14 protein-coding genes and 1 pseudogene are annotated in these 12824 nt (G+C 33.7%); 9 read left to right on the top strand and 6 right to left on the bottom strand.

Going from position 1 to position 12824, the window contains the following annotated elements; genetic code table 11:
* Window positions 1-87: 87 nt before the first annotated feature.
* Together AC6CH4_RS24220 and AC6CH4_RS24215 are read right to left on the bottom strand one after the other, a co-directional pair.
* On the bottom strand, window positions 88-726 hold the full coding sequence (locus AC6CH4_RS24220; protein ID WP_026984920.1) for a peroxiredoxin: 639 nt from the start codon (window positions 724-726) through the stop codon (window positions 88-90).
* Window positions 727-836: 110 nt separating this feature from the next.
* The gene (locus AC6CH4_RS24215) at window positions 837-1766 is read right to left on the bottom strand and encodes an AEC family transporter (RefSeq protein ID WP_498107593.1); all 930 of its coding nucleotides are present in this window, start codon (window positions 1764-1766) and stop codon (window positions 837-839) included.
* 208 nt (window positions 1767-1974) lie between these two features.
* On the opposite strand from AC6CH4_RS24215, the gene AC6CH4_RS24210 reads away from it, so the two are divergent.
* From AC6CH4_RS24210 to meaB, 3 genes are all read left to right on the top strand, one after another.
* Window positions 1975-2382: an RrF2 family transcriptional regulator gene (locus AC6CH4_RS24210; RefSeq protein WP_498107591.1), complete on the top strand. Its 408-nt coding sequence runs from the start codon at window positions 1975-1977 to the stop codon at window positions 2380-2382.
* Between the two features lie 56 nt (window positions 2383-2438).
* Window positions 2439-3080 carry an NAD(P)-dependent oxidoreductase gene (locus tag AC6CH4_RS24205; RefSeq protein WP_498107589.1) on the top strand — a complete coding sequence of 214 codons (642 nt, stop codon included), beginning with the start codon at window positions 2439-2441 and terminating at the stop codon, window positions 3078-3080.
* Between the two features lie 266 nt (window positions 3081-3346).
* Entirely contained in the window at window positions 3347-4444 is a 1098-nt protein-coding gene (gene meaB, locus AC6CH4_RS24200; RefSeq protein ID WP_498107587.1) for a methylmalonyl Co-A mutase-associated GTPase MeaB, read from the top strand.
* A 70-nt stretch (window positions 4445-4514) separates the two neighbouring features.
* Here meaB and AC6CH4_RS24195 read toward each other — a convergent pair whose 3' ends face one another.
* The 3 genes and pseudogenes from AC6CH4_RS24195 to AC6CH4_RS24185 form a co-directional block, all read right to left on the bottom strand.
* Window positions 4515-6452, bottom strand: a complete 1938-nt coding sequence (locus AC6CH4_RS24195) for an LTA synthase family protein (protein WP_498107585.1) — start codon at window positions 6450-6452, stop codon at window positions 4515-4517.
* Between the two features lie 65 nt (window positions 6453-6517).
* Window positions 6518-6745 carry a DUF8828 family protein gene (locus AC6CH4_RS24190; protein WP_056196313.1) on the bottom strand — a complete coding sequence of 76 codons (228 nt, stop codon included), beginning with the start codon at window positions 6743-6745 and terminating at the stop codon, window positions 6518-6520.
* Window positions 6746-6772: 27 nt separating this feature from the next.
* Window positions 6773-6931 (bottom strand): annotated as a pseudogene (locus tag AC6CH4_RS24185) (MATE family efflux transporter); the annotation flags it as partial.
* A gap of 295 nt (window positions 6932-7226) precedes the next feature.
* On the opposite strand from AC6CH4_RS24185, the gene AC6CH4_RS24180 reads away from it, so the two are divergent.
* Window positions 7227-7772, top strand: a complete 546-nt coding sequence (locus AC6CH4_RS24180) for a hypothetical protein (protein ID WP_498107583.1) — start codon at window positions 7227-7229, stop codon at window positions 7770-7772.
* A gap of 194 nt (window positions 7773-7966) precedes the next feature.
* On the opposite strand, the gene AC6CH4_RS24175 is transcribed toward AC6CH4_RS24180, so the two are convergent.
* A complete protein-coding gene (locus AC6CH4_RS24175) occupies window positions 7967-8842 on the bottom strand; it encodes a PPK2 family polyphosphate kinase (RefSeq protein WP_498107581.1) in 876 nt (291 codons plus the stop codon).
* Window positions 8843-9138: 296 nt separating this feature from the next.
* Between AC6CH4_RS24175 and AC6CH4_RS24170 the strand changes: the two genes are divergently transcribed.
* The 5 genes from AC6CH4_RS24170 to AC6CH4_RS24150 all read left to right on the top strand — a co-directional run bounded on the left by AC6CH4_RS24170 (window position 9139) and on the right by AC6CH4_RS24150 (window position 12809).
* The gene (locus AC6CH4_RS24170) at window positions 9139-9975 is read left to right on the top strand and encodes a DUF6929 family protein (protein WP_498107579.1); all 837 of its coding nucleotides are present in this window, start codon (window positions 9139-9141) and stop codon (window positions 9973-9975) included.
* A 240-nt stretch (window positions 9976-10215) separates the two neighbouring features.
* On the top strand, window positions 10216-10716 hold the full coding sequence (locus AC6CH4_RS24165) for an RNA polymerase sigma factor (RefSeq protein WP_498107639.1): 501 nt from the start codon (window positions 10216-10218) through the stop codon (window positions 10714-10716).
* A 2-nt stretch (window positions 10717-10718) separates the two neighbouring features.
* The gene (locus AC6CH4_RS24160) at window positions 10719-11684 is read left to right on the top strand and encodes a hypothetical protein (RefSeq protein WP_498107577.1); all 966 of its coding nucleotides are present in this window, start codon (window positions 10719-10721) and stop codon (window positions 11682-11684) included.
* Between the two features lie 77 nt (window positions 11685-11761).
* Window positions 11762-12103: a TonB-dependent receptor plug domain-containing protein gene (locus AC6CH4_RS24155; RefSeq protein WP_498107575.1), complete on the top strand. Its 342-nt coding sequence runs from the start codon at window positions 11762-11764 to the stop codon at window positions 12101-12103.
* 118 nt (window positions 12104-12221) lie between these two features.
* The gene (locus tag AC6CH4_RS24150; protein ID WP_498107573.1) at window positions 12222-12809 is read left to right on the top strand and encodes an LURP-one-related family protein; all 588 of its coding nucleotides are present in this window, start codon (window positions 12222-12224) and stop codon (window positions 12807-12809) included.
* Window positions 12810-12824: the final 15 nt, after the last annotated feature.

The raw sequence follows: 12824 nt of genomic DNA, 5'->3' as shown, positions 1-12824 counted from the left end.
AGGGACTAAGATTCTGAGGTTCTGAGTTTTTACTCTTTGAAAACCATAAAATCTTAGTCCCTCAGAACCTCAGTATCTTAGCACCTTTTATTTATTCGGTTGCGGTGTCATACGCAAATAGGGTTTTATTGGCGTGTGCCCTTTTGGGAATTTAGCCGGAATATCACTATCTGGAACTGCCGGAGTAATTACTACATCTTCGCCGTCTTTCCAGTTTGCCGGAGTTGCTACGCTGTAATTTGCTGTTAATTGCAAACTATCAATAACACGAAGCAATTCGTCAAAATTTCTTCCTGTTGAAGCCGGATACGTTAAAGTCAGTTTGATTTTTTTATCGGCACCGATTACAAAAACAGAACGCACCGTAAATTTATCGCTTGCATTTGGATGCAGCATATCATATAAAGTGGCTATCTTTTTATCTTCATCTGCAATGATCGGGAAATTTACTGTTGTATTTTGAGTTTCGTTAATGTCTTTAATCCACTCTTTGTGTGACTCTAAACCATCAACACTCAAAGCGATAACCTTTGTATTTCTTTTTGTAAATTCCGGAAGATAATTGGCTACTGTTCCCAATTCTGTTGTACAAACTGGAGTAAAATCTGATGGATGCGAAAATAAAACTCCCCAGGAATCTCCTAACCATTCGTGAAAATTGATTGGTCCTTCAGTGGTTTCTGCATGAAAATCCGGAGCTATATCGCCTAATCTTAATGTTGACATAATTATATTTTTTTAGTTCCTCTAAAATTACTAAAAAATATAATTAAAAAAACTAAACTCTACTTTTTCTATCAATTTTATTCTAAACTATTAAAATGGGTCAAAATATCCTATATAAAACCAACAATAAAGTACCAGATCGCGAGGGTTATAAAAGATATCGGGATTCCGAAACCAATCATCATGCTGCTTAATTTTGGTTTTAAACCATAGGTCGAAGCTAATATTGCGCCTGTAATCATTGGTGCCATTGCGATTTCTATTATAGTAATTTTAATTGCTTCCGAATGTTGATTGAAAATGAAAACATATAAAACCATAATAATGAATGGTGTCACGATCAGTCTGAAAAAAAGCCCTAATCGCAAAAACCGCCAATGCTGACTTTTTCTATCAAAATTTAATTGCAATCCGACAGAAAACAAAGCTAGTGGCGTAACCAAACTTCCCACTTTCAATAAAACAGATTGAAGATCTAAGTCTAAATCATATTGAGAAACATTCAAAGAGCAGGCTACCACAAACGTTATGAAAGGTGGAAAGAAAAGTACTTTTTTAATAATACTCCACGCATCCGGACTTCCTTTTGAGTAAAAAGCCGCTACAAACACACCTAAAGTTGAAACGACAACAAAAGTGCCTGGCTGATCCACCAAAATAGCGGTTTCTAAACCTTTTTTCCCAAATAAAGCTTCTACTATAGGATAACCTAAAAAAGAGGAATTACTCAATCCTGCTGTCAGCACTAAACAACCAATAAGTTTATTTGACCAGCCCAATCGTCGCCCTAAAAAATGAAAGAAAACAAATGCCAGGAAAAAACTAATCCAGCCCGCTCCTATTGGAAACAATAAATCATTGTTCCATTTTATTTTTGGGATATGGTATAAAGTAATGGCCGGTAAGCATATATAAATGACAATTTTATTGATGGTCTTGTAGATATGGGTTGGAAACCGCTTTACATTTTGCAAAAGCAATCCTAAAAACAAGAAGAAGAATATCTGAATAAAGTTGTTCATATCGTAGGTTGATCGCAAAAATAAGGATTTATAATTTAGTAATTAGTGCTTAGTCGTTAGTAATTAGTCTAGTCATTTTTTAAAGATAATTTCACTAAAATCCCCAGACAATTACTTATCCACCAAAACTAATTACTAAGAGCTAATGACCAGGAACTAAAAAACCGTCAAAATATTTTTTTTGTTCAATAAAACACTTTACATTTGTAACATATTTTATTACAGTATGATTTCAGGTAAATTTGCCATAACGATTCACATTCTTACTTTGCTCACCAAATATCCAAATGATTATTTATCATCTGAATATATTGCGGGAAGTATTAACCTGAATCCTGTTTTGGTGCGGAAAGAAATTGCCAATTTAAAAGCACATCATATTGTAGAAAGCAAAGAAGGTAAAAATGGCGGAACAAAATTAGCTATAGATCCGTCGAATATTTCATTAAAAGAGATATTCGAAATGACTTTTGAAACCATTAATCTGGGATATGCTAAAAATCAGCCGAATCCGGATTGTCCGGTTGGAAAAAAAATCAATCAAAATTTAGCCGCTTTATATGCGGATATGAATCAGAAAGTTAGTTTGCAACTAGAAGGAATTTCTTTAGAAGATTTTTCGAATCAGTTCTAAGCTATTTTTTTACACAAAACTGTAACATTTTTTATTACTAATTAAAATTATATATTATGAAAATCGCACTTATTGGAGCAACAGGATTTGTTGGATCAGCCATTTTAAATGAATTAACAAGCAGAAATCACGAAATTACTGCTATTGCAAGAAATCCGAAAGAAACTGCAAATGTGAATTGGGTAACTGCAGATATTTTTAATTCAGATGCATTAGCCGAAATATTAAAAGGAAATGATCTTATCATTAGTGCTTACAACGCCGGATGGACCAATCCAAACATTTATGACGATTTTATTGCTGGTTCAAAATCTGTTCAGGAAGCAGTAAAAAAATCAGGAGTAAAACGTTTTATTGTTATCGGAGGTGGCGGAAGTTTATTTGTCGCACCCGATTTACAAGCTGTAGATACACCCGATTTTCCGAAAGAATATTATGTTGCTGCGACTGCTGCACGTGATTACCTGAATATTATTAAGGAAGAAAAAGAATTGGATTGGGCCTTTTTTAGTCCGGCATTCGAAATGCACGCCGGAACGACAACAGGAAGAACCGGGAAATACCGTTTAGGATTAGAAAACCCAGTATTCAATGACGAACAAAGAAGTATTTTATCTGTAGAAGATCTGGCTGTTGTAATTGCTGATGAAGCCGAAACTCCAAAACACCATCAAGTTCGATTTACTGCTGGGTATTAATTTTTTTGTTTGCCACCAATTACACGAATTTTCACTAGTTTTTTAGTAAAAATAGGTACTGTTTGTCATCCTGACGAAGGAAGGACCACACTAGAAGCTCTACAAAGATTGGCGACTTTCTATGAGGAGTTCCGTGTGTGATCCTTCCTTCGTCAGGATGACAAAAACAGAATAACAAATTCGTGTAAATTCGTGTAATTCGTGGCAAACTAACTTTTTGAAACTGTTTTTGTTTTCTGTACTTTTACAATACCAAAAAATGTATTTTGTCAAGTCCAAAAAAACAATCCAGCAGTTTACAAGAAAAAGCCGGTATTTCACCTCCTGAAATTATCAATGTATCGGCTATTAGTCAAATTCAGAAAAACAGGCGAAAGCAACCTTCTTCAGAAGAATTAATTACAGGAATCCTGGAGGGAAACACAACTGCCTTAAGTCGTGCCATAACTTTGGCAGAAAGTACCAATCCTGAACATGCTGAAAAAGCAAATGAAGTTATTAAAGGATGTTTGCCACATGCCAATAAATCCATCCGCATTGGAATTACAGGTGTTCCCGGCGTTGGAAAAAGTACTTTTATTGAAGTTTTTGGAACGTTTTTAACGCAACTTGGAAAAAAGGTAGCTGTCTTGGCTGTCGATCCTAGTAGTTCACTTTCGCATGGGAGTATTTTAGGGGATAAAACCCGAATGGAAGAATTGGTAAAAGACGAAAATGCTTTTATCAGACCAAGTGCTTCCGGAGATACTTTAGGCGGTGTGGCGAGAAAAACCCGTGAAGCGATTATTTTGTGTGAAGCCGCTGGTTATGATACCATCATTATTGAAACCGTTGGCGTTGGTCAAAGCGAAACTGCTGTTCACAGTATGGTGGATTTTTTCTTATTACTAAAAATTTCTGGTGCCGGAGATGAACTTCAGGGTATTAAACGTGGTATCATGGAAATGGCCGATGCTATTGTCATCAACAAAGCAGATGGCGACAATATTAAAAAGGCTAATCAGGCGAAATTGGAATTCAACAGAGCTTTGCATTTATTTCCTCCCAAAAAATCAAACTGGCAGCCAAAGGTTACCACTTGCAGCGCTATCACCAAAGAAGGCATTTCAGATATCTGGAATACCATTTCTGATTATGTTCAAATGACAAATGAAACTGGTTTCTTTTCTGAAAAGCGAAAAGAACAGAATCATTTTTGGATGATGGAAACTATTAATGAACAATTGAAATTAAATTTCTACAATCAGCCTGAAATTATTTCGCAATTAGAAGAAAACAAAAAAGCAGTGCAAAATGATGAGATTTCACCTTTTGCAGCTGCCCAGCTTTTGTTGAAAATGTATTTTAATAAAGGTTCGAAGTAGCAAAGGTTCAAAGCGACAAAGGGTTTTACACTCTGTTTCTTTGAACCTTTGTTCCTTTGTTGCTATGAACCTATTTTGTTCCTCTCAATTTATACTTATTCTCTTTATATAAATTTCCTGCTGTAATCACATGCGCCAAAGCATCTTTCGCTAATTCTTCATTTAATTTAACCGGAATTAAAGTAGTATCATTTTTGATTTCAAATTGCAATGGTTTCAAATTAGGCTGCATAATTACAACCTGATTTTCGACTCTGAATGCATTGATATCATTAAACTGCATGATTGATCTTCCTTGCGTTTTGGCATCTAACTTATTTAAGTTTCTACCAACCATTGGAGTTTCAAAAGGAATTCCTAAATAACCTAATAAGGTTGGCGGAATATCAATCTGGCTTGCCAAATTGCGATAAACTGTACCTTTCTTCACTCCTGGTCCCATTATTAAAGCCGGAATATGGAATTTATTAATTGGCACTAAATTTTTACCGTATGTTCTTGTGTTATGATCAGCAATAACAATGAATATAGTGTTTTTAAAATACGCTTCTTTTTTAGCCATTTCGAAGAATTTTCCAATGGAGAAATCGGCATATTTCATGGCATTATTTACAGTTGCAGGTTTCTTATCAAAAGGTTTGATTCTTCCTGCAGGATATTCAAAAGGTTCGTGATTTGAAGTCGAGAACATTAATGAGAAGAAAGGTTTATCTCCTTTTGCCTTAAAATAATTATTTGCTTTAGTAACCAAATCTTCATCTGAATAACCCCAGGTCCCTTTAAAAGCATATTTTTTTCCATCTGATTCAAAATCTTCCTGATCTACAATATCCTGAAAACCATTTCCGTTGAAAAATGAAGCCATATTATCAAAATTCGCCATTCCACCGTAAATAAAACTAGTGTCATATCCTTTTTGTTTCAAGGCATCAGCAAGTGTGAAAAAACCTTGTTGTGAGTTTCCTAATTTTACGACACTTTCTGAAGGTGAAGGCAAGAATCCGGTTACAACCGCTTCAATTCCACGTACGCTTCTTGTTCCTGTACAATATAGATTGGTAAACAATAAGCCTTCTTTTGACAATTTATCAAATTCAGGTGTCAATGGTTTTCCACCTAAAATCCCAACATATTCTGCACCAAGACTTTCTTGTAAAAAAATAACCAAATTATAAGGTTTCTTCTTAACAGAGTCTGGTTGTTGTACATGCAGAAATGGAATATCTGCATCGGTAAAATCATTTGGACCGGCAATCATGTATTTCTTTACACGCGCGATTGCTTCAGCTTCATCCATTTTTCCGTACATCTTGGTGTTTCCTTCATTTTTAATGGAATACGCAGCAAATGCAACGGTATAAAATGAATTTAACCCTAAAGTATTTGTTAACTGATCTGTTGAGAAAACAGCATTACTGGCATTAATTGGACGCTTTGAAGTCAGACTTGAACGCGCTCCAAAAAACAATAAAAAAGCAACTAATGGAAAAATCATTAATTTGAATTTATAATCAGCAAGTGAAGTATAGAAATATTTTTTCCCATTTTTGAAAGCAAAATAGATAACCCCTCCTAAAATTAGGAAAGTAACTATAATCGAAGTCAGGTAGCTTTTTAAAAGCATTCCGGCAACTTCCTTAGGGTAAATTAGATAATCTAAGAAAATTTTATTCGGACGCGTATCGTATTGTTTTACAAAATCCGGCGAAGCTAATTCCACAAATAAAATCAGAAACAGGAATAAGAAACTATAAATTACTAAAAACTTATTAGTAAACTTCAACCACTTATTCGGTAAAAAAGTAATTAAAACAGCCGGCAGAAAAGACAAATAACATAGTAAAATCAAATCCATTCGAAGACCGATTGGGAAGATGTACCAGAAATTTGGTGTTTCGACAACTCTGTCTTTAAAAAGAAAAAATAAAAATATTCGGCTTAAAGTAGTAATTAGCAATCCGATTGCTATAAAATTGAAAATGGGTTTTAAAAAACTTAATTTTTTCATTAGAAAGATTTAGAACGTAAAAAATAACTTAAAAAAATTAAGTAGAAACGCACAGCAGTGCGTCTCTACTCCTCGTAACGATTTATTTCTCTGTCATAAAATTCATTTGCTTTTTCGATCAGGCCTTCCATTTCTGCATTTAATTCAGCTTCATCAAGATCTTCTGCTTCTTCTAAAAATTCAACCTCATCATCTTTTAAATTGATTATAAATCTTGGGTAGTCAAGGTGAACGATAAAAATATCATCTGGAAAGTCAGTATTGTCTCCAAGTAAAAATTTAGGTAATTCCATTTTATTATTGTTTTATATGCTTCAAATTTAACTATTTGAAACTGAATTATTAATTAATTTTTTGGTTAAGTATTGAAAACGAATATACAGAAATACAGCTGCTTAAGTTAATCCTGCTAAAAGTCCAATCCATAAGCCTTCTGCTTTCCATGGCATATATTCTGCCAAATAATGCGAAATCGGGAAATCAGGATAAGCTAACTTTAAGTTATACGAAAACTCCTTTGTATACTGCTAAGTTCAATTCTATTCTTTTTAAGTCGGCAAAGATAATCAGAAGCTTTGGATTCTGTGATATTATTAAAAAAGATAAGACAATATTAAAATTGCAATCCTGAAGTCTCGGGACAAATTCCAAAACTTTTAAAACAAAAAACCAAACCGATTTTGAAATTATATAACAATTTTAGAAAATTATATAACGATCCCAAAACACCTCACTACTACTTTTACATCATTAATAATTTAAAAAAAATACCTTATGATCTCAAGAAATCTGAAATTTATCTGCCTAGCTGCTATAGCTTTTTTATCTGCCAACACAACTTTCGCTCAAGATACTGCAACTGCAACAACTGAAGGTGAAATTAAAAATTATGATCAAGGTTTTAGATTGGGATTTGGTTTAAACGGAGGTTTACCAACTGACAATGCTTACGATTGGTCTCTTGGTGGAGATGTTCGTTTACAATATGATTTGTCTAAAAGAACATCATTGACATTGACCACAGGTTTTACAAACTTATTTATGGGAAAAGATGACAGTGGAGTTGATCAAAAAGATCTTGGATTTATTCCTGCAAAAGCAGGTTTTAAAGCCTTCATTTGGGAAGATCAATTCTATGTTTTAGGTGAAGTTGGTGCTGGTTTTGCCGTTACAAACGGATATGACGACACGACTTTTTTATGGGCGCCAGGAATTGGGTACGCTAACAAATATATCGATATCAGTGTCCGCTACGAGGACTACAACAAATTCAAAACCAATCAGGTGGCCTTACGTCTTGCCTACGGATTTGATTTATAAAAATACGTTCATTTATTCTTTTGTTTTTGGTATGAACCCGACAGATCCTCATAGTCTGTCGGGTTTTGTTGTTTAAAGCAATTAGTAGTTTTAAAAAAACATCTGCAAAAAACAAACCCGACAAGTTCTTAAAAACCAATCGGGTTTAATATGATCAAAAAATTATCTAATTGACACATTTTCTAATTATCTAATTAACCACCTAACTCCTTTTTGTACAATTCGATATTGGCTTTAATCTTATCGTCTAACTCTGGTTCTTTAATATCGGTATGTTTTTGCATTTCTTCCCAAATAATTTTAGCAACTATATATCGCGCCATTTCTTTATCATCAGCAGGAACGATATACCACGGCGCATGTTCAGTCGAAGTTCTGTTAATAGCCTCTTCATAATATTTTTGATATTCATCCCAGTGTTCGCGTTCTTTTAGATCTCCGGGAGAGAATTTCCAGTTGTGTTTTCCTTCTTCCAAACGACGTAGTAAACGTTGTCTCTGCTCTTCTTTGCTTAAATGGAGAAAAAACTTCATTACAATTGTTCCATTCTCAGCGATATGCTTTTCGAAATTATTAATTTGATCAATTCTTTTTTTCCAGAATTTTGGCGTAATATCCTTAACCGAATTAATTCCAGGTAAATTTTCCGCGAGAATAAATTCCGGATGTACACGGGTTACCAAAACATTCTCGTAATGTGTACGGTTAAAAATCGCAAACTTTCCTTTTTCCGGAAGTGCCAAGTAATGACGCCATAAATAATCATGTTCCAATTCGGTCGAATTGGGTGTTTTAAAACTGTGCACCACAACCCCACGCGCATTAAATTCCTTAAAAACCTCCCTGATCAGACTATCTTTCCCGGATGTATCCATTCCCTGCAGGCAAATCAAAACGCCATATTTATTATGCGAATACATAACGTCCTGCAAATCGCTTAATTTCTTCTGAACCTTATCCAGCTTTTCCTCTTTTTCATCGTCATTGGCCTCAATATTGAGCAAAGTCGAAATCTTGGCTAACTTTATTTTATCTGTAACTTTAAAATCATTTGGATCTATCGATTTCATATATGTTAAATTTATTTTTTATTGGTCATATATGTTATCGCCTTTTATGCCTTATTGTTTTTAGACAATTATTAATATGGCGATTTCATATTTTTCCATTTTTATATTATAAATATACTAATTTTACGAAGCATATTCCTGCTATTCATTGCAATACTTTTTCAATAAATTATTTTTTTACAAGCCATACCAAGAGCTTCCGTTGGTCGCTTTGTTCTGCCAGTAAAAAATACAATTTCTTTTCAAAGTATTTTCATTTCTATCAGGGCTAGACATTCTTTTTCAAAACAACATACATGGAAAAATTCACATTAGAAATATTATTTCAAATCATCGGAATCGGATCAGCATCAGGATTATTCTTCAATAACAATTCACTTTATATCATTGGCGATAATAGCGGATTTTTATACGAATACAATATGCAAAATCAACAATTAAGTCATCATCCTTTAATTGACAATCCGTCGCAAAACATTCCCAAAAACATAAAACCCGATTTCGAATCGGTAACGCATCATAATGATACTTTATATGTTTTTGGTTCCGGCTCCACCATAAACCGAAACAAAATGATTGCCTTCGATATCAAGTCGAAAACCATTTTACAGAAGAATGATTTAGTCGATTTGTATGCCTTAATGCAAAGTTTCGGTGAAATAAAACCGGAAGATTTCAATTTGGAAGGTGCTATTTTCGATGGCGAAAACTGGTATTTATTCAACCGCGGTAATGGAATATCCAACAAAAACACCATTTTTACGATTCACGCCAAAAGTCTGGGTGAAGAATTTGCTTTGGTAGCAACCAATTATAAATTACCAAAAATAAAAGGCGTTCGTTCCAGTTTTACCGATGCTATTTTAGTTGAAGATAAAATCTATTTCCTTTCTACCGCAGAAGATACCAAATCGACTTATGATGACGGCGAAATTTTAGGAAGTTTCATCGGAAGAATCGATCTTAAAACCATGAAAATCGATTTCACTCAAAAAATAACCTCAACTAATAAATTTGAAGGTTTGACTTTTTTTAAAAAAGAAAACAACAAAATTGAGTTTTTGCTTTGTGAGGATAATGATACTGAATTGTTGGAAACTAAGATTTTTAAGTTGAGTTTGCCGATTAAATAAATATTACATTTCATTTTGTGCAATCTTGCGGATTATTTGTAATCTTTGTGTAATAGCTTTAACACAGAAATTCACAAAGAAATAACAGAGAAACACAAAGACTAAAAATTTATAAACTATTATAAACACCATTTCTAAAATTTTTTTCATAGCCTTCCCAACCTTTTTCATTTTTAAGCTCTCTTTAGTATAAAGACAACAATTGTGATAAACGAAACCATCATTTCTAACTGCAAAAAAATGCACCGTGATGCCCAGCGTCAGGTGTATGAACATATGGCTCCAAAATTGTATCGCGTTTGCAAACGGTACCTAAAAAAGGAAGAAGAAATTGAAGAAGCTATGGCCGATGCTTTCTACACTGTTTTCACTAAACTGGATCAGCTTAAAGAACCAAAAGCTTTTGAGGCCTGGGCGCGAAAAATAACCGTCAATCACTGTTTGGCAACTATCAAGAAAAACACCAATTTCAATATGTATCTTGATGATGTCAAATTGCTGTCACAACCTTTTACAGATGAGATTAACTCACTGGAAGAAGAAGATTTACTCAATTTACTAAACCATATTCCGGACGGCTGTAAAACTGTTTTTAACCTTTTTGTTATTGAAGGTTTTGGGCACAAAGAAATTGCAGCGATGCTGAATATTTCTGAAGGCACCTCAAAATCACAATTGAATGCAGCTAAAACCAAGCTGAAGGAATTAGTAAACAAATTGTATTATCAAAAAGCAAAGTAGTCATGGACAATCAAGATAAAATATTCGATAAATTTAAAGAAGCCGCTCACAACTCGGAACAAAAAGACTTTCCGGGAATGGACAAGGTCTGGGCCCGCGTTGAAGAGAAACTGGACAAAAAAGAAGATAAAAAAGCCATTTCATTATGGAAAAAAATTGCCATTGCAGCTTCTCTTTTATTATTAATTTCTCTAGGTTCTCAATTTTTTAAAACAGATCAAAACAATACAATTCCAGCTTCAAAAGTTGTAGTAAATGAGAAGAATGAAGAAGTAATTCAGAATGCAGAAATTAAGAAAGATGCAGTTGCTGTCGAAGATTCAAAACTAGTTCCGAAAGCTGAAGCAGTCAAAATTTTAGACAAACAAATAAAAGAACAGCAAACTACAGTTGCCAACAATGAACAAATTTCAGTTGCAGAAGCGGTAGGTTCAGGAACAGCTTCTACGCCTGTTTATGAAGAAGTAAGCGCACCAATTTCAGAATCTGTTTCTTCAGGTTATATTAATGAGGACGAACGTTCAGTCGAAAAAGATAAAGTTGCTGATTTTGGTTATTCAAGAAAGGTAGAAAGAGAAGCTTTTGCAGCAAAAGCTGCCGGACAACAAGCAGAACGAGCTAAAAAAAGCACGCCATTGGTTATCTTAAACGGAAAAGCATTGTCTCATAGCAACGATGCAAAAAGAGATGAAATGATGCAGGCCGAACTTCCAAACTTACAACCCGAAAACGTAGAATCGTTAGTAGTTTTAGACGAACCTTTATATATTATTGATGGTGTTTATTATTCGGAAAATGATTTATTCGGAGATAATCCTACGAGTCCGTATGCACCTTTGAACAAACAGGAAATCAAAACCATTACTATTCTTCAAGACTTGGAAGCTGTTGCAAAATATGGCGAAAAAGGAAAAAAAGGAGTTGTAATTATTACAACCAAAAACGGAAAGCCAGCCGACAAAAAATAATCTTACTTAGAAATCTTTGTCAAAGTTTCAGACTTTGACAAAGATTAATTCCAACATCAATCTTAAAAATCACTTTCATGAAAAATGTAAAAATTCTTTCATTAGGCATTGCTATGCTTATTTGTTTCATAACTCACGCACAAGAGAAAATAAATCCTGATACAATTTCTAAAGAAACTAAAGCTACCAGAATCATAATTTGTGCTCCGTCGAGATCTCTTATTAATGAACCTTTATATATTTTGGATGGCGTTGTAATAAATTCTAAACAGTTTTCTAGAATCAATCCAAATGATATTCAAGAGATAAAAGTTCTAAAAGATGCTCAAACTACTTCCATTTATGGAAATCAAGGCAGAAACGGAGTTATTATTATTACAACAAAAAAGAAATACAATCAAAACAATAACGACGAATAAAATTCATTTAAGCATCTAATTCATCTCGATTATTAACCAATATTTATTTACATTTGGATTCCTTTTGAAAAATCATTCAAAAGTCATTCTAGTACAAATCAATTTCAAACAAAATTTCATGAACCCTATTTTAAATCAGAATTTATTTCTTGTAAAAGAACACGTTGGAATGTTTAAGGCCGCTAACAATTATGATATTTATAATCCCGAAAGCAATCAAATCATAATGAATTGCAGAGAAAACAATCTGGGATTTTTCACTAAAATGCTTCGCTTTACAGATTACAAAAGAATGACTCCTTTTGATGTTGAAATCACAACAGCTTCTGGTGAAAAAATAATTGCTGTAAAACGTGGTGTTGCAATCTTCCGTTCTACCGTTGAAATTTTTGATGAGAAAGATCGTCTGGTTGGAACATTCAAACAAAAATTCTTTTCTATTGGAGGCAAATTTGAGATTTTAGATAAAAATGAAAGACCAGTTGCTACTTTGCAAGGAAAATGGACGGGTTGGGATTTTAAATTCAGCCATGAAAATAAACAGCTTGCTCAGGTAAGTAAAAAATGGGCAGGAATGGGTAAAGAGTTTTTTACCAGCGCTGATAATTATGTTCTTCAAATAGAAGAAACTGTAGCGCAGGATAGCCCGCTTAGACAATTAATTTTAGCTGCTGTAATGTGTATCGATATGGTTCTGAAAGAATAAAAAAGTTGTTAAACT

This window comes from Flavobacterium sp. GQ95 (assembly GCF_059758655.1).
The sequence above is the reverse complement of the archived record's forward strand: the minus strand, read 5'-3'. Positions and strand labels throughout refer to the sequence as shown.